Source organism: Paenibacillus sp. JJ-223 (assembly GCF_927798175.1).
Classification (GTDB): Bacteria; Bacillota; Bacilli; order Paenibacillales; family Paenibacillaceae; genus Paenibacillus; species Paenibacillus hubeiensis.
In genome coordinates this window covers 489656-515113 of the sequence record NZ_CAKMMP010000003.1, presented here as the reverse complement: position 1 = coordinate 515113, position 25458 = coordinate 489656, and the positions used below count along the sequence as shown (strand labels likewise).

The 25458-nt window shown below is 47.2% G+C and carries 18 protein-coding genes and 1 pseudogene; 6 read left to right on the top strand and 13 right to left on the bottom strand.

Annotated features, from left to right (window positions below; translation table 11 throughout):
• Nucleotides 1–517: 517 nt before the first annotated feature.
• Nucleotides 518–805 carry a DoxX family protein gene (locus L6H98_RS08570; RefSeq protein WP_236414322.1) on the top strand — a complete coding sequence of 96 codons (288 nt, stop codon included), beginning with the start codon at nt 518–520 and terminating at the stop codon, nt 803–805.
• A gap of 178 nt (nt 806–983) precedes the next feature.
• Here the strand turns inward: L6H98_RS08570 and L6H98_RS08565 are convergent, their stop codons facing one another.
• Nucleotides 984–1796 (bottom strand): PaaX family transcriptional regulator C-terminal domain-containing protein, encoded by an 813-nt coding sequence (locus tag L6H98_RS08565; protein WP_236414320.1) that lies wholly within the window; start codon nt 1794–1796, stop codon nt 984–986.
• A 136-nt stretch (nt 1797–1932) separates the two neighbouring features.
• Between L6H98_RS08565 and L6H98_RS08560 the strand changes: the two genes are divergently transcribed.
• Entirely contained in the window at nt 1933–2910 is a 978-nt protein-coding gene (locus L6H98_RS08560; protein ID WP_236414318.1) for a YbhB/YbcL family Raf kinase inhibitor-like protein, read from the top strand.
• Nucleotides 2911–2933: 23 nt separating this feature from the next.
• A complete protein-coding gene (locus L6H98_RS08555) occupies nt 2934–3851 on the top strand; it encodes an AEC family transporter (RefSeq protein ID WP_236414316.1) in 918 nt (305 codons plus the stop codon).
• Between the two features lie 451 nt (nt 3852–4302).
• On the opposite strand, the gene L6H98_RS08550 is transcribed toward L6H98_RS08555, so the two are convergent.
• Entirely contained in the window at nt 4303–5235 is a 933-nt protein-coding gene (locus tag L6H98_RS08550) for an alpha/beta fold hydrolase (protein ID WP_236414315.1), read from the bottom strand.
• A gap of 198 nt (nt 5236–5433) precedes the next feature.
• Here L6H98_RS08550 and L6H98_RS08545 point away from each other — a divergent pair.
• Nucleotides 5434–5793, top strand: a pseudogene (locus tag L6H98_RS08545) (MerR family transcriptional regulator); the annotation flags it as partial.
• Between the two features lie 116 nt (nt 5794–5909).
• On the opposite strand, the gene L6H98_RS08540 reads toward L6H98_RS08545, so the two are convergent.
• Together L6H98_RS08540 and L6H98_RS31375 are read right to left on the bottom strand one after the other, a co-directional pair.
• On the bottom strand, nt 5910–6158 hold the full coding sequence (locus L6H98_RS08540; protein WP_236414314.1) for a hypothetical protein: 249 nt from the start codon (nt 6156–6158) through the stop codon (nt 5910–5912).
• Nucleotides 6159–6181: 23 nt separating this feature from the next.
• Entirely contained in the window at nt 6182–6769 is a 588-nt protein-coding gene (locus L6H98_RS31375) for an MFS transporter (RefSeq protein WP_356722660.1), read from the bottom strand.
• Between L6H98_RS31375 and L6H98_RS08535 the strand changes: the two genes are divergently transcribed.
• On the top strand, nt 6660–7148 hold the full coding sequence (locus L6H98_RS08535) for a hypothetical protein (RefSeq protein ID WP_356722659.1): 489 nt from the start codon (nt 6660–6662) through the stop codon (nt 7146–7148). The two genes, L6H98_RS31375 and L6H98_RS08535, sit on opposite strands and share 110 nt — an antisense overlap.
• A 2915-nt stretch (nt 7149–10063) precedes the next feature.
• Complete coding sequence (locus L6H98_RS08530; RefSeq protein ID WP_236414312.1) at nt 10064–10573, top strand: hypothetical protein; 510 nt, start codon at nt 10064–10066, stop codon at nt 10571–10573.
• A 50-nt stretch (nt 10574–10623) separates the two neighbouring features.
• Here the strand turns inward: L6H98_RS08530 and L6H98_RS08525 are convergent, their stop codons facing one another.
• From L6H98_RS08525 to L6H98_RS08485, 9 genes are all read right to left on the bottom strand, one after another.
• The gene (locus L6H98_RS08525) at nt 10624–11058 is read right to left on the bottom strand and encodes a hypothetical protein (RefSeq protein ID WP_236414311.1); all 435 of its coding nucleotides are present in this window, start codon (nt 11056–11058) and stop codon (nt 10624–10626) included.
• 1184 nt (nt 11059–12242) lie between these two features.
• Complete coding sequence (locus L6H98_RS08520) at nt 12243–13976, bottom strand: ABC transporter ATP-binding protein (RefSeq protein WP_236414310.1); 1734 nt, start codon at nt 13974–13976, stop codon at nt 12243–12245.
• Nucleotides 13977–14360: 384 nt separating this feature from the next.
• Nucleotides 14361–14840, bottom strand: a complete 480-nt coding sequence (locus L6H98_RS08515) for a hypothetical protein (protein WP_236414309.1) — start codon at nt 14838–14840, stop codon at nt 14361–14363.
• 233 nt (nt 14841–15073) lie between these two features.
• Nucleotides 15074–17608 (bottom strand): WG repeat-containing protein, encoded by a 2535-nt coding sequence (locus tag L6H98_RS08510; RefSeq protein WP_236414306.1) that lies wholly within the window; start codon nt 17606–17608, stop codon nt 15074–15076.
• Nucleotides 17609–17706: 98 nt separating this feature from the next.
• A complete protein-coding gene (locus tag L6H98_RS08505) occupies nt 17707–19083 on the bottom strand; it encodes a hypothetical protein (protein WP_236414305.1) in 1377 nt (458 codons plus the stop codon).
• A gap of 16 nt (nt 19084–19099) precedes the next feature.
• Nucleotides 19100–19642 (bottom strand): sigma-70 family RNA polymerase sigma factor, encoded by a 543-nt coding sequence (locus tag L6H98_RS08500; RefSeq protein ID WP_236414302.1) that lies wholly within the window; start codon nt 19640–19642, stop codon nt 19100–19102.
• A gap of 134 nt (nt 19643–19776) precedes the next feature.
• The gene (locus L6H98_RS08495) at nt 19777–20064 is read right to left on the bottom strand and encodes a hypothetical protein (RefSeq protein ID WP_236414300.1); all 288 of its coding nucleotides are present in this window, start codon (nt 20062–20064) and stop codon (nt 19777–19779) included.
• On the bottom strand, nt 20051–21853 hold the full coding sequence (locus tag L6H98_RS08490) for a hypothetical protein (RefSeq protein WP_236414298.1): 1803 nt from the start codon (nt 21851–21853) through the stop codon (nt 20051–20053). The genes L6H98_RS08495 and L6H98_RS08490 overlap by 14 nt, the downstream gene beginning before the upstream one ends.
• Nucleotides 21854–21857: 4 nt before the next feature.
• Nucleotides 21858–25415: a DUF4132 domain-containing protein gene (locus L6H98_RS08485; RefSeq protein ID WP_236414296.1), complete on the bottom strand. Its 3558-nt coding sequence runs from the start codon at nt 25413–25415 to the stop codon at nt 21858–21860.
• Nucleotides 25416–25458: the final 43 nt, after the last annotated feature.

Genomic DNA, 25458 nt, shown 5'->3' with positions numbered 1-25458 from the left:
TTCTTGTCCCGAGCGAAGGACAAGAACTTGTACCGATTGCCGGAATGGACAAGAACATAGTCCGATTACCGATTAGATGAACATCTAAATAAAAAGCTCATGCAGATAAACTTCATTAGTATCAAAATATGTATGTTTATCAGCCTGACGATCAAGGACATCAATGCTTCACAAGCTCATACCGTTTGGGAAGAATGCGTCCAGAACCGCGGCGAATGCTCATTAAACCGTTGTTTAAACTGAGGATTAATCATATGAGAGCTTACATGGGCATAGGGTGCCACAATACAAACTATTGCTTTGTGACGGCATATCCGGTATAGCTCTGTTAAGACGGACTGAAGATCGTCAGCATATTTTTCCTAGGGAATAAAACTACGGCAAGCCCATATGGAACACACAACATCCACATGCTTTGTTAGAAGCGGAGCCCGGTTTTCAGCGTTTGCTGAGGTGGGCTTGCTATGCTAATAATACAGTTTAACAGATACATTCATGAACAATAGGAGTGTTAATTTTGAGCATTGTTTCGATCACCTTACAAACGTTGTTAATCCTTATGTTTCTAATGGCGAGCTCTGGGAAACTGAGGGGTGCTAAAACGCCAATTGAAGAATTCGAGAAATTGAGATTACCACAATGGTTCCGTGTAGTCACAGGTATCGTCGAGCTCGTTTCTGCAGCTGCTCTAATTATCGATTTTTGGTATGCAAGTTGGATAGCGGCAGGTGCGCTTCTCATTGTACTAACGGCTTTGGGGGAGTCGTGGCACAAGTACGTATACAAGATTCATTTAAAAATATGATCATTATTATATTAATCGGCGTGATGGCAAGCTTCTTAATTTCTGAACAGTGTATCTGAACTTATAACTTCAATTGGGTTTTAATGGTATTCATGGGACAAGGGCCAATCCCGCAAAGGATGGCCCTTGTCGGACATGCCAGTCGTTTTGTTGCTGCGTAAGTTGGATATGTTCTATCTCACTTTACAAACTTCGCATAAGCGGAGTCGGGAGGGATGGCTTCGATTATTTTGGCGAGGTTCTCTGTCAATCGCTGAAGGATGGATCGTCCGCTCCAATTCGCCGGAAGTAATTCAGGCGGCAGCATAGGATCTAATAGGTAAAGCTCGTTAATCGTTTCCCCCAGCGTCAAAAACAGGACAAACAGTTCCAGCGCATGACTCTCCGATGCTTTAGCGGAAGAGAAATGTTCCAATGAAGAAATAAACAAGGGTTCAAAATATTCCTCGAACCAGAGCTGTTTCTCGTTGTAGATCCGCGTCAATTCACCCAAAGACCAAATTTCCTCAACCTGATCCTCCGTCAGTTTCCCATGCTCCATTTTCCCGGAAAATACGGTTACGAATGGACCGGCATCATGCTTTTGAATGAGCTCCGATAGCTCCTCCCGGTATGGCCATGGTGAAATATACATCCCGCTATATAGTAGTCCAAATCCCGTTTGCAGTAGATCCGCTCGCAAACGGTCGCGTCGTTTACGTTCCGATTCTGGAAATGAAATCAAGACAAGATGCCAGGAGCGATCCCAAACGGTGTTATAAAGCTCCGGTTTACGATTGATCGAGCGAATAAACTCCCTTCCGGCAGCTGTAATACGGTAGGTCGAACGGGAAGGGGTATCGACGTAGCTCTCCTTTTTCAGCCGTGATAAACCATTGCGTATATAAGGGGGCGAGTATCCCCGTTGCTCATAAATTCGAATAAGCTCCTGCGATTGAAGCTCATCTGCCTTGGATAACAGAAAGAGCATTTGCTTTTCTACTGACAGCATCAGGATTCACGCTCCTATTGACAACTCTGCACAAGTGAATATAACATAAATATCGTCGATAACGCAAAAATATGTTACAAAACAGTGCTGTAATTTCATTGTACCTCAAATTCAATTCAAAGGAGACATGATTTTTATGACAAAAGCGAAACTAATAACCGGAAAACTTACAATGATTCTTGGGCTTCTATTTACCGTGTCCATGCCAATCACCGCTGCTGCAGAGGACAATTCCGCGACGTCATCAACGGCCCCAAAGGATGTCGCTAGCAATGTAGCAAGCTACAGTAAATGGAATACGCCATTTAACCTGACGGTAAATGGGAAGAAAATCGAAGCTAAAGGTGAAATGGTGAATACGCGCATGCTGATCCCACTTCGCGCTGTGTTCGAGGCTGCCGGTGCGATTGTCAAATGGGATGCCGCTAAGCAGTCCTGGTTTGCTGAAGGTGAAGGCTTCACTGCATCACAGAAGCTCGGGGAATCTCAAGTTAATGTAAATGGTGTTAGATATGAGCTGGATCATGAGGTTGTTCTTGAAAATGGCAGCGTAATGGTATCCTCCCGACTAATTGAGGTTGCCCTCGGGCTGGAACTGCGCTGGGATTCAGCAAACCGCATGTTAACCGCGTCTTCTGTGTCAACGGCATCGGGATTCCAAGCATGGTCAGATGCATTCGCGGCTTACGGCAACATCCCGGTCAAATACGCCCACGACGGTATGCCGTCCGGACAAAATATCAGTCTGCCAGTCAGTTGGAAAAACGCGCCTGAAGGCACGAAATCCATTGCCGTGGTCATGTATGATGTTCACCCGATTGCAGATAACTTCATTCATTGGAGCGTACTTAACATTCCGGTAGCGGCACAGGGATTAACGGTAGGCGCCTCGGGTCACTTCTCGGACGGTTCTGTAGAATTAAACAGCTATTACGGCGCAGAGCCTCCCCGTTATTCTGGCGATCATCTGTACCGTTTGGCCGTCTATGCGCTTGACACCGACAAGCTGGAACTGCCAGCAACAGCACCGGTATTCTTCGAACAACTGGAACCGCTGCTTCTTGCGCACTCACTTGGCTATTCCAAGCAAGACGGCTTTGTTCATCAAAATTAGTTTGACTGAAGGGAATCCTTGTCATGAATAGTTATATCTCTTTGTTTGGGACGGTAAGCGTACCGATTCTGCTGGCTTGTCTACTTGGATATCTGTATCAGAAGTACAAGTCGCCTGATGCGAAGGTGCTGGCGGACTTGAGCTTGTTCGTTCTTTCGCCCTGCCTTATCGTGAGCGCTGTTTCGGGTAGCGGCTTGAATAACTCGGCATTTGCTCACATTGCGTTATTTACTGTCATTCAGACGGTTCTCTGTTGGGGGGCCTCCCTTGCTGTAGGGAAATTATTTCGATTTGATACGCCTTCATCTCGGGCGATGGAACTCACGTCCATATTCGCTAACTCCAATAATTACGGGTTGCCTTTGCTGCTTCTTGCATTCGGAAATGCCGGCTTCGCCATTGGAGTCACGAATGTAGTCCTTCATATCGTACTCGTGAATACGCTTGGATTATATATTGCCTCTCGCAGTTCCTTTAGTCCACGGCAAGCCGCTGCGAAAATGGTACGGAACCCTCTGATCTATGCTGCGGTTGTTGGCCTGATGCTGTATTTGTTCCAAATCCCGTTGCCGACAAGCTTAAATTCGGGCCTCGAGCTTATTGGCGGAGCTTATGCCGCTATCGTTCTGCTCATGCTGGGTATGCAACTCAGAAAAACAAACTGGCGTGCCAGCATGCGCCGCGAACTGTGGATTTCTATTGTCATGCGAATTGTGGGCGTGCCGCTTCTGTCTTTGCTGACCATTCACCTGCTTGGACTTCATGGTCTTGAAGCATCGGTATTGTTTGTACAATCTTCAATGCCTTCTGCTATTAATTCCGTGGTGCTAATGGAGAAGTATGGGGGAGACAAGGAACTGGTTTCGGTTAACGTTGCAATCACGACGACTGCAAGCTTTCTTTATCTCCCCATTCTGATTTATTGGTCAGGCTGGTTCTAGTTTCGGCATGAGGTACGTCGGCTTACGTGAATTGGGCCGCCAGGGAGTGATTCTGGCGGCCTTTTGATTTCGCTTTATTGATGTTACGGTGAACAGCATCACAGATGACGGCGAAAAATAACCTTGGTGGAGTCCTCAACGTCCCGGTGCATGATTCCACGTGAAGTCTATCGATGTCCGTCTGACGCTGCCGGGCGTGGGTGATAGAGACGGGCAACCGCAGGAGTGAAGGAAAGGCAAAGAATGTACGAATTTTTGGGAAAATATAACGAAAGCGAGCTCGAATTTATTAAACGGCTGTTTGGAGATATGGTTGACTTCTATGCGCTAACGTACCTCAACAAACCGTATCGACAATCTTTTAATTTTTTGCGTGCTGATCAGAAAAAGAGAGTGAGCTCCCTCACAGGCATTGGGCCGGCGGGGGAGCTCACTGTCTTTCTCCAGAGCTTTATTTGGATTCAATTCGACCAATTGAATGGGTCGTCTCGGACAATGCTTGTTTCACTGCTGACCAGTTGGTCTGCTCAATATCGAGTACATGTCGAAGGTAAGCCCATGTAACTTTCTGGATCAGGGCAACTCGTTGTGGGTTTTCGTCTGTTGTTTCTTTAACCTCGTAACCAGCGATCCCTCCAAGTGAGTGTTCTGCGCCAAAAAGGGTGAGCAGGCTCTCGGCTCCCGGGCTGAGGAAGTAAGGGTCGGTCATCCAATCCGGCCCGCGAACGGTCAGCTGATATTTGTTAGGAGTGTCGTCCTGATCCCCGACGACCACGAGGGTGGGCTTGGTCATGTGCTCGAAGCTCACGTTCAGATGCGGCATCTTCTCGGCCGCGAACGGTGTCAGGCTGTCCCCACCTTGCCCGGCGGTGGCGAATAGCACGCCTGCTTTGATGCGTGAGTCGGACAGGTCCTCTTCCTTCTTGGTCTCGGGGTTGAGGACTCGCAAGCCTAGCAAGTTGCCCGCCGTCTGGCCGCCGAAGGAGTGTCCGGCTGTGGCGATGCGGCTTCGGTCAAGGCGCCCGCTGAGGCCGGGAACGGCAGATTCCAGGAAATCAAGCTGATCAAGGATGCGCTTCATGTCTTCCACTCGGAAACGCCATATCCGTGGTGTGCGGGGATCGTCCTGAGGGAGACCTAGTGTCCTTGAGTCGAGATGGGTGGGTTGAATGACTACGAAGCCGTGTGCAGCCCAGAAGTCAACCAAGGGGCCGTAACCCTCCAACGATGAGCCAGAACCGTGTGAGAAAACAATGATAGGTAAGTTACGACCGGTCGTCGGCGCGGAGACTTTCACTTGCAGATTCTCGCCACGGCCCGGGGCTGGAAGCACTATCGGCTTTACCGAGACGACTGGAGAGGGTGCGGTAATCTTTAGTTCCATAATAAATGTTCCTGCCCTTCTTAAGATAGATTGTTGTCGGGAGTTTTCCCCCGCAGATCCCATAATAAAAGTTGGAGTCAAATCCAAGTCAAGGCGCGAAAATAAAAAAATCGCCCAAGGATAAGTGATGGAAATAGGATTGACTTGGAGTCGGCTCCAAAATGTATAATGCTCAAAACAGCAATTTAGGGAGGAGACATAATGGAAGAACAAACTTTTACGATCAAGCAAGTCGCCGAGCAAATCGGTATTTCCGAGGATACAATCCGCTATTACGAAAAGATCATGCTGCTGCCTCGGGCAGAACGGAAGGAAAACAGGCATCGCTTTTATCGAAAAGAGGACATTTATAGGATCAAGCAAATAACCTGCCTCAAAAAAACGGGAATGTCGCTCGAGGCTATGCGGCCATTTTTGGCTGCCTCAGTCGACTCCGATTCCGTTAATTATCCTGAACTGGTGGATCAATTAAGAAGTCAACGTGAACATATTATGATTCAAATTTCCTCGCTTCAGCAGATCGTTGATTTTATTGACATAAAGCTGAAAGAAGGTAGGCCCAATAATTAAAGCTCGATGCGCTAAGTTCCACAATCCCCGGAATGTTCCCTTTAAAGTCTTGCGCACGCTTTATTGCACGCTTTCCTTTATTTGGAGTTCCATTTACAATTCACCTATGATGGAACGGTCGATGCTTTTTGTTTATTTAAGGAGAAGATGGCTGAAATGATTGCTAGAATAACAATCAGTCCGCCAACCCAAGCATTCATTGTGACGGAATAATGGTTGACAATCAGTCCCCCAAGTATTGAACCTGCTGCAACTCCTATGTGTAAAGATGATGTATTAAAGCTTAATTGGATATCCGAAGATTCCGGAGCTGTTTGTACCAGATAGCTTTGAATGGCAGGACTTGGAGCCATATTACATGCACACCAGACTACGGTTACGATGAGTAATAGAAAGATAGAACCTGTAGAATAAGGCAACAAGAATAAAGCGAGCGCATGTAACAGGAGAGTGATGAGATCGTTTTGCTGTTCCCAAGTTTATCTGAGGACCATCCTCCAATCCATCCTCCTGCTATACCTGCTAATCCATATACAAACAGAACAAGACTGATCATATTCGTTGACAGCCCCATCATCTCATGTAAAAAAGGTGTGATGTAGGCGTAGATCGTGAATTGGCCTGTCATCTGTAATATTGAGATTGAATGAGCGGATAAAATTTTGGAGTCCTTTAGCGTTCGAAGCTGTTCTCGCAACTGGACTCCCGGCCGTGGAGCTACCTGTGGAAGATATCGTTTGACTGCCCATGCCACGATTAAGGTAAGGGCCCCGGTCAAAGCAAATGTTGAACGCCATCCCCACATTTCGCCGATGAATGTACCAAGAGGGACACCGATGACAAGAGATGCGCTTATCCCCATAAAAATAATACCGATTGCACGACCTCTTAATTCGGGTGCAACTATACTTGAAGCCATAACAACAGAAAGAACAACCACAATCGAGCAACTTGCTGCAAGTATAATCCGCGAAACAAGAAGAATCGCAAAGGTAGGGCTTACGAATGTTGGTCAGCATTTTATTTTGGAGTCTAACCATGGACCGTTTAAATTGTTTAAAATGCTGTTTTCCGAGATGATTAACCAGCAGGAGCGAGAACGGACAGGCCGGATGTTGGCCGAAGCAACCCCTTCCAATATTAAGATTATGGATTACGTTCTTCAACGGGCCGTACAACGGGGAGAAATCACAACATTCCCACCTAAAGCGACCAAACTCATTCTTTTTGAGCAAATTCGCTATACGTATATGTTTGAAAATGGATTAGTGTCGCATCAGAAATTGGAAGAGATTGTTGATCATGTGGTGTTGCCGGCAATTTTATATTTTTCTAAACTGTGAATAGGCTGGGTTATAGGCTGGCCTAAACAGTGCTGTGATAATATTTTCCAGTTGGTTGAAAATACGAAGCGAACAGCGAACTTGATTCCATCATAGACAGAAAAAGAAGCCGTTCCTTTGTAAAATGGAAGTGTCGAGCAACCATTCAAAGGAGGGCTTCTTTTGTACATTCAATATGCCATGGACCAACTCTATCTGCTAATGGATTTAGAACAGGATATTCCAGAAAATCACCTCGTTCGAGTCGTAAAACGCGGCTGTAAACCGGATCGACGACCAGATTTTTGCTGCTGCTTACCCAGGAGGCGGACGTAACGGCTAGCATCCCAAAATGCTGTAGTGTCAAGGCCGGCAGGAATATGAAGGGAACTATACGGCAATCGGTACAAGTTCTTGTCCTTTAACGGTACAAGTTCTTGTCCCGATCATGGATAATCAAGCATAAGATTACTCCAAAAAATGGTCGACTTCGTCGAGGCCACGCTGTGTTTAAAAGTCCGAATTTAATACTTCCGAAAATCCGACAGGAATGAAGGGAAGATACGGCAATCGGTACATGTTCTTGTCCTCCGACACGAAATCACCATCTGTCGAAGTACAAGAACATGGTCACATTGAAGTCGCTAATTTAGCGGCTTTTTTATTTTATCGGTACAAGTTCTTGTCCCGAGCGAAGGACAAGAACTTGTACCGATTACCGAAATGGACAAGAACATCGTCCGATTGCCGATTAGATGAACATCTAAATAAAAAGCGCGTGCAGATAAACTTCATTAGTATCAAAATATGTATCTTTATCAGCCTGACGATCAAGGACATCAATACTTCACAAGCTTCATCCAAAATGCTTGCCCTAAGCCCGTCTCCGTGTGCAGTTATGAGGAAGAAACGTAGAGCTGCTTATCGACGGTGATAGCAACCGCCCGGTTTACAAAGACAATTACTGTCGCACCGACATGAGTAATCAGCTAGGCGTTCTTGAGCGTTTCGGTGGAAGAATACGAGGGGGAAGGCGAAGAGAGATACAACGATCTGTTCGAAACGGAGTCTTTAGATTTCTCTGACAGCGACAATGACGAATGCCTCGAGGAAAAGAGCCCCTTCCATCGATTACGCCCCTAACGAAGAGGACCCGGAAGCTCGCTGGGATAGAATTAGCGGGACAGCGAGAAGGGGAGGGACCGGAAGGATAGACGCAATCGAATGCCCCCAGTGAGGTGGCCTTTTTAGATACAGACTTGGGGAAAGGATTATGGCTAGCCCATAGGTTTGTGGAGACACATATTCGATAGACCTGCTTAAATATTTTTTAGTGAACAATCCTTATTCTTATGCGATCCGGATCTGGGTGCATATATGCGAGGTATAAAGAAGCGTTTTATTTTGTTAAAAAGCAAAAGACGATCAGATTTGCCTAAGATCGGTGCCAAAAAATCCACGCCGGGAATTGTATTTGCTATCAGCGGCTTAAATATTTCCTCTTTGCGGGTGGCTAACTCTCAGACGTCTGGATAAACAGTTGAGGACGAAATCCTGCCGAGCCGCTGACAAACTTTTTACCGATAGAATAAATCTTGGTTGGGTTACTCAGGATGTCACAGTGTGAGTTCCGGAGGAGATATGTTTATCCTCAACAAAGTTAAAGTGCTACTGGTCCTTAACCACAAAGGGAATAGATTTGTAGTTTGGAAGCCATTTATTTTTGAGATTATTTCTCTTTTATCACATTGGCATTTAGAACATCGTTTTAATGACGCCTATATCACCTGCAGTGATTTGGGTGGGATTAGGCAAAAGAAATTTCTTAAATAGGCGAATAATATGAACGCGTAGTGGATAAAATTGAGACCACCTTAGTCATTCTAATTGGAGTGTTAGAGAGCTTAAATAAAATAAACACACACCCTCGAAAATGTCGGGGAAGATGAAAAAATGAATAGATCGAAAAGGTTGCGAAAAAGGTGTGTAAGAAAAGTTAATTCAGCAATTAGAGAAATTACGGAAAGCCACTTACCTTGTTAAAAGAAAAAAAACAAATCGTGCTAGGAAAGAAGTTGGGGATGCATTACTTCAACTTCATCAATCATTAAGATGTATTAGAGAACTTAAATATCCTAAAACACAGGTTTCAATAGCTGTATCTGATCCAGTCAAAACTACTGATTTGACTGGATCGACTGGAGAAACTGGCGGGACCGGTGCCACCTAAGACGGGATGAAAATTGTAACTGATGAACCCAAAAAAGAACATTATGGCGATTTATTCCAACGTTTAGAGGATGCTCTGAGAAGACACAACGGCTAATACGATTATCAGGACGAGCCAGAAGGTTGGTCCTTTTTAGTTGCCATAAATCATTGGAGATATATCCTATGAACATCAGAATCGTGCCAATCGATCAGATCAAAGCAGCAGCGTATAACCCTCGGTTTGACCTTCTGCCAGGCGATACGAAATATGAAAGCTTCGGAGAAGCATCGAGGAGTTTGGGTACGTCCAGCCTATCGGTGGGCATCGAAGGTATAAGATCATGGTCAACGAGCTTGGCCAAACTGAATTGCAAGTGCTTGTAGTCTTTCTGGCGGGTTAGCAAATGATAAGCAATCGTCATCATGGAATGTGGAACGGCAACTGCCGCTCGCTGCTTTCCTTTGCGGGCTGAGATTTGAGCTCAGAGATCGTTATCAGATCCACGTATGGAGTGGGAGGGGTTCGATGAGGGTGGAACGGAGATACTTGTTGCCTTAGCCTGTTATGGAAGACTTTCGTTTACCGGCGCTTTCGTTATGCCCCGGAACAAGGCCAACCCAAGTCGAATAAATAGTAGGATATACCTATATACGAGAGTTCAAAATATGGATATATTTGTAATTGTAAGGTAAATATTTCAATAAATCGAGTAGGTATTTAATCTATGCTAATCTTCTCCAGAAACTACAAAATTGCTTTCGCTATGTTATTTACATTTTTGCTGTTTATCTCCCCTGTAAATCCGTCCTATGCTGAATCTTCTGAAGATGTATCTTCCAAATTGGTAGTCACAGAGATCGGATCGGCTACTCCCAAATTTGAAACACTAGCGGTTAAGAAGTGGGGACCTTACGCTGTCAGAACACGTAACATAAATGAGTTTGATGGTGCAAGTGTATATACAAACAGTGGTGTGTCATCCTTTGAAATTACTGATGTACAAATGGTAGGCGTTCACGCTGGCGAAAAAGCAAACTTCACCTTGTCAATTACTGACTTTACGACAGGAAACCTCATGTGGAGTAAAACTTTTACTGAAGATGTAACAGGGAGAAGCTGGAACGTGAGCAATGTGGTTCCAGGGAGAACATACCAAGTTGTTATAACATCCAATACAAACAATGACATGGATGGCGGATTTTGGCTCACAGTTGACGGTTACGCATATCAATAAAATCAAAAGGATGCCAATACGTTAATTTCGCGTTTGGCATCCTTTGTTTTTTACTTGATAGTAGAGGCATATTGCATCATGGTATTTTTGTTAAAATGAGAACTACTCATTTCAATAAGAATATTATTTTTAACCCATGTTAGCGTGCCACCATGATTATTTCTAAATGGGCTATAATGGTACTTAACCCCATTCTTTATTATTAGTTCTGTGCTGTCCGATTGATTTATTTCTTGCCCATGGTAATAGCTCTCATAAAGACTTAGTACAGGGTCAGTATCTGACAAGTAAAATATCACAAATGAACCATCAATCTTTTTAGTGACAACCTCAAATTCTCCAGAAATACTTGCGTATAGAGGCTTAAAGTTCACCTTCATATTATCAGACCCTTTTTCTTCCACCTTTAGGGGTTCCGCATTTACTGATGTGTCATAAACAAATATTGAAATCAAACACAAAACAAGAAGCATTCTCTTATTCATGGTTACCTCCACTAAAGTTTTATCTGGTAAATAGCATAAACCTTAGAGAATTAAACTATACATAAAATCCAACAATTGGTTTAATTTCAGGAAAGATGGACGTTTTTTGTGTGTTTAACATCAGGAATATGAAGGGAAGTATACTGCAATCGGTACATAGCCCGTTAAATAGTGACAGAAAGTTTCACCTGTAAAGAGGCATTGATATAAACAATAGGTATGTGCCAATGGATTTCGAGGTGTTTTTTTACACGCAATCCGTTTTTTCATTTTCCTGGTTTTCGTAAGGACCAGCAGAGCACCGACAGGTATATAATCGTAGTAACCATTCAATATAGTAAGGTTGGGGAATATAGAAAGAATACTTCAAAAGTCGCTAATTTGGTCATAACCCTGTCAAGTAGACAATGAAAAAAAGACGATTTTAAGCTGCGACCGTTTCCCGGTATTCCACCGGGGAACGGTCGTTTTGTGCCAGCACAGGAATTTTCATGCTTTCCTCCCGCGTAAGACTTGACCTTCAAGCAATAAATAACGCTCCTGCAGGGCATAGAAAACCGTACCGGTACAAGTTCTTGTCCAACAATACCGGTATTATACATATGTACAAAATACGAGTTTTGTGAAATAGTGTCTAAAAAAATTAGGAATGCTGTTGCATCTGTTGGCTGTATTGTTTTTTGATTATCCGTTGTTTTTGGATTATTCCGTATTGTTTTTTGATTATCCGTTGTTTTTGGATTATTCCGTTCCTTTCCTTTTTCTTCGAAGTTCGATTAGTTCGATTGAGATTATAATCTTTCCAACTTTGTATTTAATGTTTCCCATAAAGAAAACCTGAATCAATGTTTCACTCGGTGTGCATATGTTACATTTTGGTAAAAACACTTTCGATGTGGCCAAAATTTTCACCCAACGATCACCAAGAAATATTCATCATATTTTTCTCGATTATATATGGATAAATGTATCCTTTTATAAATATTACCCTCGAGAAATTTTTCATTCCGTATGGATAAATATGATAATCGTTGTTGTTCTCTTGATGCATCTCTTGATGCTTTTGCCTAAGTACACTCGATCCACAGCAGCTTCTTTATTGCCGAGGACTTCCGCAACAAATTACGAAAATCCTCGGCTTTGCACATCCTTATTTCATCCGATAAATCCAGGCTGCCTAAAACTCAATATAACGAAGCAGACGCACCAGACTCCATGTCTTCTTTCCCCTGTTTGTTCCAAAGCTTCCTAAACATTTCGCAATCGCGAATCAATTCGTCGAAACGGCCTTTCGCGACAATGGAGCCTTGATCCATGACGACAATCTTATCGACGTTTTGAACAAAGTTTAACCGATGAGCTACGATGAGGATCGTTTTGCCGCGGAACTCCCTCAGCATCAGGTCCATCATGCGCTGCTCCGTAATATTGTCAAGTGCGGATACCGGTTCATCCAGAATCAACACGTTTCGGCGTTGAAACAGCACACGGGCAAATGCCAGTCGCTGGCGTTCCCCGCCGGACAGCTTCAGTCCTTTTTCGCCGACCAGCGTATTTAATCCGTCCGGCAGCTGCAGGACTTTTTCCTTTAGATCTACTTTATCCAAAATGGCATAAAGTTCCTCGTCCGTGGCAGGGTGATCGAAAGCGATATTGCCTCGAATCGTTGTATCGAAGATCGGCGAGTCCTGAGACAAATACGAAATATGGCCATAATAGCTGTTCAGGTTTACATCATCAATATCGATGCCGTCCAGCAGGAGCTCGCCTTCTTTCTTTTTCAGCAGACCGATGATCAGTTTGATCATGGTGGACTTTCCCCCTCCGCTCAAGCCGACGAGCGCTACGGAAGTTCCTGAAGGGATGGTTAGCGAAACATCATGCAATATGCGGGCGCTCCCATAGTCAAAGGAAACGTTTTTGAATTCGATTTCACCCTCCAATACGTGTACTTCACGACCGCTATTCAGATTTCGATCCTCCGTCGCCTCGATGAAATCCTGAAACCTGCGATAGGTCACCCGATTCAAGCGATAGTCCACAAACAGCACGTTGAAAATGGCGATCGGCGAATAGATTTTCTCAATGAACATGAACAATGCAACAATCACGCCGATGGAAGATTCACCTTGAATGACGCTCTGGATGCCTACAATCAGAATAATCATTTTAATGATCGTGACGAACAATTCAAAAATCGTGAAAAAAGCTTCATGGATCATGCGCATGCTCGCGCTTTGTTGAATCATTCGACGAGCCGAAGCGCTTAGCTTGGCCAGCTCTGTTTCATACCTTTTATTCGTGCGGAACACCACAAGCTCCATGAATCCGCGTATGGAATGACGGGACATGGACTCCTGCTGACGAAGAACGGCCTCTTTCATGCGGTACAACAATTTCAGGATCAGGTTGGTCACGATAAAAATGACGACATAACCTGCAGCAATCGCCAACATAATCCGTGCGTCATAAAAGCTGATAAACAACAAGCTGAACAATATGGTCGGCAGCAGCTCATGCAACGTTTTCAGAAAAAAACCGTATATGATTTCATTACCGGCTTCCGCCCCGTTTTCGATCACTTTGATCATCTGGCCGGTCCCCAGGTTCTGATAAGCCTGATAGTCCATTCGCGAAATTTTGGACAACGCCATAATCTTCAGTCTTTCGGTAATGCTTTTGGACAGATGCACGCTTGGATATTCATCGACGTAATTCAGGATGACCATCCCGCCAAGCAAAAGCCCGTAGATCCAGATGTGATCCATAATTTCGTCAAAATGCCGAACCTGAACCGCCAGATCCAGCACCTTCTGGAAGTATACAATTCCCAAGCTGCTGAGGAACTGAATACCGCAACCGATCCCTATATAGATAAGTATCCACCATTTCAACTGACGCAGACACGTTTTTAACACAATACTCATACCCCTTATCTTTTGAAAATAGAAAAAGCCAGCACACCCGTGACCGATGGCAAACAAAGAGAACGTTCTTATACAAACGTCTCCTGTTTCCACCCGTTGTCGGTGTCCTGACTTTCACTCAATGAATGCCTGGCACCGTTCAAAGCTCCAGTTCGTGGATCAAAAGGGCAGACCACCCCCTTGATAGCCGGTACGCGTTTTGACCCGGCCCGAGAACTAGTTACTTCGAACGATACGGAATGACATCCACTTCACCTCAATTCAATAGATAAATCCCATTATATCCCTCTCGTTAGCGCAATTCAATGCATTTCACGCAAATCCTCTCCCGATATGACCAATCACCCACCATTAGCAGCCTGGATGTTCCATACATCACTTCATCACGGGTTGATTACGCTGATTACGTTCGTCCACTGCCACAGGTTTATGCCAAACCCAATACTCCAACAAGGCATACACCAGCCCTGCGATCGCAAAAAGCCAGCGTGACGTACTCTGGTTCAAATCATATCCGGTAACAAAATAATCGCTGTACAACTGATGGAAGATCCATCCGCCTCCCCATCCGCCAATCCCCGTGTAAATCATGGCTCTTACTGCAACAATTGGAATCCATCTACGCATGACCCAAGAGAACGGAAACGCCACCAGCATGTAAAATGCCGCCACATAATGACCGAAGGCAAACAGCATTAAAAGAAAATACATGTTCCCTGCATTCATTAAGCCATAGTATTCCGTGGTCCCGATTTTCATGCCCTCAATGGCTTCCAGCGCAAAGGCAGCTCCGAATGCAGCAATCATGAAACACAAACCTTGCAGCAGAAACCGCCGAACGATACTCCCTGCCATTTTTGAAATCACCTCAAATGAATAAACGCCCACGGCCCGAAAATAGTTACGTCCCTACGTACCGTTACATGGTTAAAATGTACGACGGCGACATGGGGGCTAACGTTCACCTGTTCACTTCTTCCACCGGTGCGCGGTGCGGTATCGATGAAGTCCGAGCAAATCGGCGGGAGCGACGATGTTCTGACCATACCAAAAAGCCATATGTTCATATGGCTTCACGGATTTTGATTTTATGGATGATACAGCGTCGGTTCCGGCGCGTGAAAAGCTCTCCAAAACGAGCCCTCGGTATCAATGATCTCACGGATCTGCGCGAATGGAATCGTGAAGGTCGGGAATCCCGCCGCATATGGGGCAATTTCGTAAGGCGCAAAATAAACATGGAGCGCGTCCGCAGTAACAAAAAACGGCTGATCGGGACGGATGCCCTTATACGTATCGGGAAACACATACGAATATTGCGGATCATTTTTAATCTGTTCACCAACGATGTCGCTGAGTACCTTGACATAATCGCTGCCTGGTTTAAATAGATCCTTCAGTTCATACATTTCCCCGGTATCGAGATTGATGATGGCGTAGACCATGGTCGGCATGCCATGAGCGGCGCCAAACGGATAATTGTAACCGGTAAGCTGCAGCTGCAGGAGCTTATATTGATAAAAGGTGATGTCGAAATCGCCCGTATAACTATAATCAAGCTTCTGGTCAGAAGGAATCGGTTTTATCCCGGACATCGCTTTGAGTTTGGTATTGACGTCCTTTTCAACGGCAGGACTCGAAAAGCCTTCGACCTGCGGGTAATACACAAAGTAGTCCGGATTCGGATTGAACTGCCGCTCCACGACGCGAAACGGCGGGCGAAGCGGAACGACGGTATTTTGCTTCCAAATGGTCTGCCCTGCCCTGTTCACATAAGACAAGCGTTGCTGGACGAACACCCGGATGAGATCAGGCTCCAATACCTCCAGCGTTCCGGCTCCTTCAACACGTGGATATCCCTCGGCCGGCTGGCCGTTCAGTTGGATCAGAAAGGTATGTTTGCCGTCGGTTACGGAAGCAAGCCCATGCTTGTAATCCTCCACGCCCGTATACACAAACTTGGTTAGCCTGCGGCCATCCGCATTTGCAATCGCATAAACGGAGCCAAGAAACGGTTCTTCCGCCTTGATCGCTTTGCCCAGCGCAAGCCGGTGTTCACCCAAATCCCGAATGTCGTTATACGAAGGCTGGACGATATATACCCCCTGCGGGTCAATGACGCCATACTTCCAATTGGAATCTTCTGCAATGCTTACGATGGCACGCCCGTTTTTAAAAGGAAATGCCGTATTGAATTTGGGCTCGATGCGGATGCGCCCCTGTTCGTCGATGTAACCGTAAGGACCGGACAATTCCTGCTGAAACGAAAGCAGCCCTTCTCCAAGCGGTCCGACATAGGCGTATGGATACACGGCCAATTTGTGTCCACGTTGATCGATCAGGGCGTATTCCCGTTCTTTCGTCTGAACGACAGCTTTACCTTGTTGGAAATCACCCGCAGCCATAAATTGGGCCAGAATGGCGACTTGACCGGATGCATCCAGATAACCGTAACGAATCTCGCTCGTATTCGCTTGGCCTTGAATGGATTCGTAAAATACAGCCCGGCCATCCTGCAAATCGCCGATATACGGATAGGCTCTGGAAGTGAGCACGCGTCCTTGTTCATCGATCATGTTAAAGCCTTGGGCGTCAATGGCATTTGCCCGGCCTTCCGAAAAAGGATAGATCGAATCATAAACCGGTTGAACAACAAACCGCCCCTGAAGATCGATTATTCCGGCTTTGCCACGACTCTCAACGACGGCCAACCCGTTGGGTTGGAAAGCCTCCGCCCGATCGAGCACGGGTTCCAAGCGGATACGCCCGTCAGCGTCCATATATCCCCACTTGGTACCGTTGGTCGTCCGGACCGAAACGGGATACAGCCACGTCAATGCACGCTCATGGTGGCCATGATGGCCAACCGCTTGTTTAATCTGTTGCTCCAGTGCCAGAAGCGCCGCTCTCGAAGGATAAGGCTGATCGAAGCTAAGGGCCTTTTGTACCGAAATAAGCGCTGCATGCCATAACCCCGCCCGATACTGCGCTTCCGCCAAATAACTCCAATAGAACGGATAATCCGGATGCTGGCGTACCAACTGTTCATAATATTGGACCACTTTTGGAAAGTAATACGGGTAGATGTCCGGGGCCGATACCCAGTGCTGGTGATCCCAGCGAACGACATCTACTCGGTATGCCTCTCCGGTATCATGCACCCATAATGCGATTTCGGCTTTTCCATCTCTTCCGTGTTGGCCAGGCATATCCATAATTTCAGCCATGCTGTAGACCATGTCCTCTGGCGCGAGATCCGTCAGTCCGGATTCGGTCCATTCATAGACGGACAATTTGGACCAGATCGCTCCGATCTGCCATCCTACGATCAAGTTGTTTCGTGCCGTGGAAGTAACTTGTGCGGCTGTAAGAAGCGTAACGCCATAGCCCATGCCTTTCGTCAAGGACATTTTAACCCACTTGCCTGCGATAAACGTCAATACAAGCAGCATCAGCTGCCCGTCCTGCTCATATACGGCCGCAATTTCCGGCGAGCCGTCCCCGGTAAGGTCTGCCGCATAGACAGCCGGGTGTTTGACCGGTTTCTCGATCATGACCATCGTGGCTCCTGCCGGGAGCTGTTCATTCACAATTTGAATCAATAGCGGTTCGCTCATGGACATGCCTGTTTCCTCCCTTATGTCCGCGTACGCCTATCGTATGCGGGATAAGCCAGGATATGACATTTGCTGTTTAATTTGCTGGCAGCGTTTCCTCTTTTTTAATCGTGCAGCGGAACGGATATTCCGTTCAAAATAAGCTCCCTAACGTGGCTCACGGGGATCGTTTCGGTTGAGATCCATTTGACGATTTCCTGATCCAACTGCACAAACCCTGAATCGGCCTCAATGGTTGTTCCGTCCTGTATAACAATTCGCAGATCGAGGCGCTCCGAATCGATTTCAGATAAGTCCCCTGTAAGCGTCACACCTAATTCAGAGACTTCCACGTTCAAGGGCCCTGAATTTGAATGAGTAGAGGCATGCTGGAGCCTTGCCTTTTTTTTGACGGTGCTCTGCTTCAAATCAAACGTGGTCTTCCACGTTCCCTTCACGAATGCATCGTAACTGGTGAACTTTCCTTTCAAATGAAGGCGCTGGAGCTCGCGAATATCCGGAATATCGAAAATATACTCCTCATAATCCCCACCCATTCGAACGCCGTCTTTTTCATAGGAGCCATAGCTGATGGAAGACAAGGGAACATCCTGCTCCTGCCCCTGATCGTCCACAAAGTAAAAATAGCCATGATTATAGGTACCCATTTCAGCATCTGGATTGATCTGAATATGCAGTTTGCCATTAACCATTCCTACGTTGGAGATATACATCCACTCCAGGCCCGGCACGGGAATATGCATTTGATCTGGCTTAAGTACAGGGATCGAGGATTGACTCGTGATTTCCTCATATTGCTGCCCGCCGATGCCGCTAATCTCCCCCTCTTGATGATCCAGAGTAATGATGGAGTCTTCTGTTTGTTGTTCCAACAATGCGGACCAGTTCAAATCCACGTCAATATCTTCATTCGTTTGTGCACCAGTCAGGAAAGAACTGATCTTAACCGTAATTCGGTCTTTGAGATGTTCTCCTTGAACCAGGAATCGCACAATGGCCTTTTTGGTTTTTTCATCGTAATGGACCAACTGCGCGTTGTTTGCTCTACCACCAGTCACACGGAAATCATAGACATCGAGCGTATCGGTTACCCGATGGCCTGTTAGATCTGTAAGGGCGACATATATTTCAGCTGTATCTCCATCGCGAACCGCACCCAGTATATCCATGCGGATGCCTTGATCCTCGCTGGAACGGTTTACGGGAGACAAGATGTCCAAACGGCTTTTGTCCAGGAAATGCAGAACGGCTGACAGATCAACGATGTTCATGGCCGCCGCGGCTCCAGTAAGTACGCCGATCGAAAGGATCGCGACGATGGGGATAGATACGGCTTTGCGCATTCGCGTTCGGCGGAGGGTCGGCTCTTGTTGTTTATGGGGCTTGTCGGGTAACAATCCGGCCTCATCGGTTTTTTCATAAAACCTTCGTTTGATGTTTGCCAGGTTACGTGCGGTGAATGGTTGATTCGGATTGGACATGAAAATCACACCTCCTTTATTTTCGATTTTCCCACCAAGTGCGGAGTCGCTGTTTGGAACGGTATAGCTTGTTATGTACCTGTCTAAGCTGCAAAGACATGGATTCCGATATTTCGCCGGGCTTCTGACCGTCATATAATCGGCGTTTCATAATTTCCCGGTCGGGTTCCGGAAAAAGGTCTATCATTTGTTCCAGTTCTTCCCGATTTTCTTGACGGATGACTTGAGTAAGCACGTCCGGGCTGGACTGAAAATGAGTTTGCTCCTCATATTTGGCCTCTTTGGCTCGCATCAACTTACGATAACGGTCAATCGCTTTGCGTTTGGCCACCATCGCCAAGTAATTTTTCAATGAACTTCTCTCGGGGTCATATGCATCCGGGTTTTGCCAAAACGCAAAAAAGGTGTCTGCCACACACTCCTCCACTTCTTCTTCAGGTGCTAACCGCAAAATGGACCGTACCACGTTCCACAGCAGACCGGAGTATTCGTTCATCAGGGTTTCCATCACATTTGCATCACGCCTGACGATGGCATCCCGTATGTTCTGATCTGACATCGTGAGCCTCCTTTCTTATAGGGTTAAATGCTCAAACCGAATTCACTTTATATACGAATGAAACCTCGAATTTACTTAATGCCAACAAAAAAAGATTTACAGAGGAGTCATCCCCTGCAAATCTTTGATCCTGCCTATTTGTACGAGGATGGCTCTTGCAATCCAAGTCTCACATATTGGGTGATGCGGCAATACAGATCCAGGAGCTGAACCTCATCGCCATCACCCAGCGCCATTTTCCTCCCCTGATCCACGAGGTGACCCACTAACTCTTGCAGGAAAGACGCCTCAAAGCGCTTTACCTGTTCAAGAATCGCTTCCAGTACGTCAACATCCTTCATGCTGAATTGGGTCAGTCCCCGCAGCAGCATTTCTTCACCCCAGCTTTGGATTCGTTCCAATATGGCATTATATTCTTGCAAACCGTCCCATCCTTCCATAACCGGCATCCAGCTTCAGGTTGATCACCTGCTGCCCTTTCAGAAAACTGATGGGACGCAAGCGTCCGGCCTCGACACGCATAAATACGAGGAAATGTTCCAGCTTGGCGATGCCATGCCCGGATTCCAAACGGCTGATCATCGTGCTCCAATCCTTGTCGTAAGGAAACGACAGATCAAGCAGTTCTCCGCGATCGCTCTCTACCGTAAGCGTCAGCTCTTGCTTCTGTTTGTCATAGGCTTGATCGAAAACACGGGTGACTTTTACCAGAGCAAGCTGCTCCTGAGGCATGGAGAACAGTTGATATGATCTTGGCCCTCCACTACCCGAAAGGGCAGAAAACTCTTGTGCAAGGGGGCCAAAATCCATCTCTTCTACCGGCCTTCGTGTCAACAGTTTCAGCTTGGCTCCCTCTCCGGATGAGAGTCTGCGATCTTCGTTGACCTTAATCCCGTGGAAACACAGCTCTTCGCCTGCAAATTCCCGGAAGCTTACGTTGGGCAGCCACGGTATCGTCGAACGGTAATGATCGTCGAACTGGAATTGCTGTTGCTCGTAATATACGGCGCGAACGTCGCTGAAGGTATACATTTGCTGGTCCTGCAGCCCGTAAAAATAGTACGTGATCCCCCGATAACCCGACTGCGTCTCCCAAGCATCTGCCCCAAGTCCATATAGATGCAGATCAGGGACTGTATAATACTTGCTGCGAAAGCTGCCGATCAGCTGGCTTTGCTGCATGGTGGATACCTGCTTCTGTTCCAATACCTGCAGAGCAAGGTACAGCTTCGTGACCCGATCAAGCATGGTTGGCATGGAGAAACGAATATGCCTGGTCAGAAAAAGCTGAAGTTCCCCCTGGATTCCTCGCAAACTGCGTTCGATATCCGGCAGATTGCCGCTGTGGGCTGTGATCGCCAACGTTTCGAGCTGGGCCATGTACGATTCTGGCAAGCGAGCTAACCCTACCCGTAACATTTCAGCTAACATGCGACGACACTCTTTGACCGTCTCCAGCGAGAATTTAGCTTCATATGCCTTTCCGCCAAGCGTGTCCGCATCGTGAAGTCCGTGCTTCTTCCGATAACGAAGCAATGCTTCCAGTTTGGCCATATTCCCGGCAGCCTGTTTCACCTTACATAGCGCTTTGCTTAAACCAGGCTCTTCTGTGAAAGAGACTTCGATGTTTTGCCGAACAAGCCGCACCGTGAGCAAGGAGTCATGAATGACTTCAATGTCTTCGGGATAACTCAGGCGGAACATGACTTCTTCCAGGGCAGAGGCACTGTACGATCGGATCAAAGCAAGCAAGTCGGCGTGCAGCATCCATTCGAACCGGGATCGCGACCGGGCTTCCGGGGCAGCAGCATCCTCACGATCAGCCCCGTCAGTCGCCACATGAGTCTTAACCGATCCGGATTCCGCCTCCGTCAAGGCCTGTTCCGGATTAACGTTATGTGCTTTATCGGCAGGCACCTCGGCTGCGGCATGCGTCTGTTGGTAAAACAAAATGGAGATCAACACATGTTTGCACAAATGATCCGAAGGGCATGAGCAGTTCCAGTGATCCAAGGTGCTTTCCAAGGTGCACGTGATGCCGTCGCCCAGATGGCACGTTACGGCCGTCTCTCCCCATTCGTACTGCACACTCACGCCTTGGGCAATGTCCTTCAAGGAACGCTTGTACAATCCTTTATTGGCATGGCGGATCAAATAATCTTCGGTACAAAGCTCGGCGAATGCCTGAAATTTCCGTTCAAATGACGTCACGTAATCAGCGCCCCGATGCTCTCAAGATGTCATACAACGTTTCACTGAACACGCGCCCCGGGACCTTGCCCAAAGAAATCGCTTTGTGGTCGCTGTAATAATATTGTTTCTGGTTCCCTGGGTTAAAGAAAATCAGGGATTCGAGCGTAATGTCTTCCATTCCTTCATAATACGTAATGCTTGTACCGCTGAATCGCAGCTCTGCAACAAGCTCGCCGTATTCTTTGTAAAATTCGTTAAACCAACCGCCATCCATGGCAGGCCCCTTGATCCAGCCGTATTTCTCCAAAGCTTTCGGAAACGCCGTTGGTGAAAGGTCTGACTCCGGCAGACGATCATATTCGCTCTTCGCCTGATCTTCCTCGTCCACAACATGAATCTCGCGTTCAAGCTGGGCGAACGGCTGGCTGATCTCGTAATCCTCCAGCTGCGTCTTCCATGCGGCAATGTCGGATGCCTCCAATTCAAGCGGATGAACCAGACCAACCTTGAAGGCAGGGTCCAATTCATATTCGTCTTCATCCACCGTATTAAACGTGCCGTCTTCCATATAGCGGAAGGTTGCTGCAAGTTCATTGTCCTCATACACGCCCCAAATTAAGCCTACCGCAAACTTTTGCATGATCACGTTATCGACGAACAGGTTTTTCCACTCCTCCGCCGTCCACAGACGCTGCTTGGACAACGATTCCTCCAAACGTTGAGACTGTATGGTGACCATGGCTTTAAGGTCTTTCTTCAATTGGGCAAAGCTGGCTTTCGCCTTGGCCGCAAGTTCCGGATCGTCTTTTTGCGCAGGCGCGGGCAGCGATTTGACCGATTTTCCGGTTTCTTCGTTCCATACCGCAAGCTGCAAATCGCTGTTCACCTTGATCAAGAAGCTGCGTTCGCCATAACTGAGCCGCTGCGTCCCTTTTTCGTCAAAACCGAGTGAAGTAACCAGCCGATCCTCCAGCTGCTCCGTCGTCAGTCCCATATTTTCGGCGGCCAGCAGCAGCGCTTCCTCAGCGGAGCCCTTGACCTGGCGATTTTTCACCGTACGTTTGATCGAATCGATCGCCATTAGAGCGGCAGGAGCCTTCAAATAAGCCAATACTCTGACCGCATCGGCGGCAATAGCTCCCCGGCTCGACTCGGTCCATTCCTTGATTTGACGCTTGAAAATGGCAACGAGCTGCAAATCGCCGAACAGCACGGACAGATACATTACCCATTTTTCTTTGGCAGGCGCCCCTTCCTGAATCCAAAGCTGCAGCAATTCAACGGCGAAACGGGAGAGCGATTCCACGGTGGCATAGGTACGTACTTCATTCAAGCTTTCATTCGGGGCGGCCGTATAGTCCATGGACTGAAGCAGTACATATTTTTTGATTCGTTCATCGAGCGGCGTTCCTTCGTGATCCATAAGATCAGGCAGATCCTTCAACGACAGCCAGTTCAAACGGGATACTTTTTTGGCATCGGCTTGGTCTGCCAGCGCGGCATGGGCATGTACCGGGCTCAAATCGGCGGTATCCAGCAGAATTTGAATCAATGCTTTCCACTCTGCGGATTTCTCGCTTTGTAGAAGCGTTTGATAGGCCGTTTTGGGATCAGGCAGCCCGCGAATGGCGTTCAACACCATTTCCTTGATGCCGGCCTTTTTCTCCGCACGATAGATGTGAATGTACAGCTCCGCATCCGGCGTGCGGTTGAAGCGCGACGTGGCGAGCGCATTGGCTTTTTTGGACGAATCCTGAAGTCCCAACCGAAGCGCCTGCGACAACTGCTCGACCGAAAGCTCTTGATCTTCCGCAAACGCAATTTCCAGCGCAAGCTGGCGCGTTTCTGCAGGCAGGTTTTTGTACTGCTTGAATGCAGCATCCAGATGGTTTCCGATGATCCGGGTATATTCATCCTGAGGCATCGATCGGTAGCTGTATTCACGAATGCCGTTCAATTGAAGCAAGCTCGAAAGCAGGTTTTCATCGTCCACGTCCGGATCGTTGCTGTACGCATCAAGCAGCTTCTCTCCACTGAACGCATAGGAGGAGTAGAGATCGGACAAAGCCTCCAACGTCCCGGTTTGGGGACGGGAAATCAGGATGGCAAACCGCCGCATCGCTTCGGAACGTACCGGCAGGAACGTAATTGCAATCAGGTTGGCAATACGTTTGGCATCCCGGTTCAAATGGGTGAACAACCCGAGATTCAAGTTGTCTTTCCAATAATCCTCGAGCGAGGTTTCCCCTTTCAAATAACGGGACATGTTCAGACCGTACCGGCCTCCGTCCGTTGGATGGGCCAGTGCGGCGAAGACGGCTTCTTCGATCGTTCCCGATCCGGACGGTAGCGAAATATCATGCTTTTCAAGCACGTAGTGAATATATAATTTGAAATAAGCAGAGCGCGAGAGCGCATACGTGCGCTTTGCCCGCTCAGTGTCGGCCAACACGGCGGCTTCCAGCGACTGCCACGGCACAAAATAACTGTACAGATCCGTGCGCAGCTGCTCGATCAGCTGATAAGGCTCGTCCGTCGGGACCAAGCCGCTCAGCAGCTCATCCACGTTTTTCGCGCGGTAATCCATCGCGAGCAGGTATTGACGCACCTCCAGAGGATAGATTTCGTGCAGTTCTCGCATCGACTCAAGCAAAACGAGGCTCAGCTCGTCTTGATGCTCTAGAAATGCGTTCTTTCCCCCTTGGATGTTGATCACGTATAACAAAGCGCTGCTGATCAGCAGCAGCGTGGAATGGAAATCGCCGGCAGATACCCGATCTTTTTCCCGCAAAACCGTATCCGCATACTTTTCATCGATGAGTTGCTTGCGTTTGGATTCAAGGTATTCATGATCCAGCTCATACCATGATCGATTGTCCTTCGTCTGCATGTAGCCGACCACGAGCGGTTCGCACATCCGGTGCAAAAGCGTACGAAGCTCGGAAACATTTCCCGCGAAGACCGCTTGGAACAGTTCCGGCAAACCTTGATGGAACAGCTGAACCTGTGCGCCGTGCTGTGCATCGCCATTCAGGCCGGCATAGGCACGGAGCAAAAGAAGCGCGTTTACGATGTCATAACAGCTGTTGGATCGATTGGCTTTCTTTTGTTTCAGATGGGTCTGAATCGCTCCCAGCCTGCTTTTCAACTCATCCACGATTTCGCGCTCGCCTGCAAATGCACGAATTTTGTCCAGACGGGCAATAACAGGCCCCATCCGATCTTTGCCTTTGGTCTTGCCTCCCAATCCGTACGCGTTGGCATCTTCGCCAAGACAAACGGAAAAGGCATCCTGTCTCCACGAATTTCGGGAGTATCGGGACTCCAGATGAATGAGAATGGAGCCGGCACGGAAAAAGACGTCCCCCGCATCCCTTTTACCAATTTTCATGAGCGTTTCCATGCTGAAATATGCATAGTGGCTCGATTTGCCCAACATATCCGGAAATTCGTCGGTATTGCCCATAATATAGTCATAGATGGAGCCGCTTCGGTCCGTTTGTACCGAGTATTCCCGCGAACACTCGGTGGCGAATTTTTCGATCAAGGCCTCCAATGCACGATCTGCGGTTAACATCATACATGCCTCCTTTAAAATGTGTAGCTATGGTTCATCCAAACAA

What these genes read in the sequence shown, in the direction of transcription:
- L6H98_RS08560 (WP_236414318.1), top strand. Translation starts at nt 1,933, where the DNA reads ATGACAAAAGCGAAACTAATAACCGGAAAACTTACAATGATTCTTGGG.
- L6H98_RS08525 (WP_236414311.1), bottom strand. Translation starts at nt 11,058, where the DNA reads ATGAATAAGAGAATGCTTCTTGTTTTGTGTTTGATTTCAATATTTGTT.
- L6H98_RS08555 (WP_236414316.1), top strand. Translation starts at nt 2,934, where the DNA reads ATGAATAGTTATATCTCTTTGTTTGGGACGGTAAGCGTACCGATTCTG.
- L6H98_RS08505 (WP_236414305.1), bottom strand. Translation starts at nt 19,083, where the DNA reads ATGTCCAATCCGAATCAACCATTCACCGCACGTAACCTGGCAAACATC.
- L6H98_RS08540 (WP_236414314.1), bottom strand. Translation starts at nt 6,158, where the DNA reads ATGGCTCCAAGTCCTGCCATTCAAAGCTATCTGGTACAAACAGCTCCG.
- L6H98_RS08550 (WP_236414315.1), bottom strand. Translation starts at nt 5,235, where the DNA reads ATGGAACTAAAGATTACCGCACCCTCTCCAGTCGTCTCGGTAAAGCCG.
- L6H98_RS08510 (WP_236414306.1), bottom strand. Translation starts at nt 17,608, where the DNA reads ATGTCCATGAGCGAACCGCTATTGATTCAAATTGTGAATGAACAGCTC.
- L6H98_RS08485 (WP_236414296.1), bottom strand. Translation starts at nt 25,415, where the DNA reads ATGATGTTAACCGCAGATCGTGCATTGGAGGCCTTGATCGAAAAATTC.
- L6H98_RS08565 (WP_236414320.1), bottom strand. Translation starts at nt 1,796, where the DNA reads ATGCTGTCAGTAGAAAAGCAAATGCTCTTTCTGTTATCCAAGGCAGAT.
- L6H98_RS08530 (WP_236414312.1), top strand. Translation starts at nt 10,064, where the DNA reads ATGCTAATCTTCTCCAGAAACTACAAAATTGCTTTCGCTATGTTATTT.
- L6H98_RS08515 (WP_236414309.1), bottom strand. Translation starts at nt 14,840, where the DNA reads ATGGCAGGGAGTATCGTTCGGCGGTTTCTGCTGCAAGGTTTGTGTTTC.
- L6H98_RS08500 (WP_236414302.1), bottom strand. Translation starts at nt 19,642, where the DNA reads ATGTCAGATCAGAACATACGGGATGCCATCGTCAGGCGTGATGCAAAT.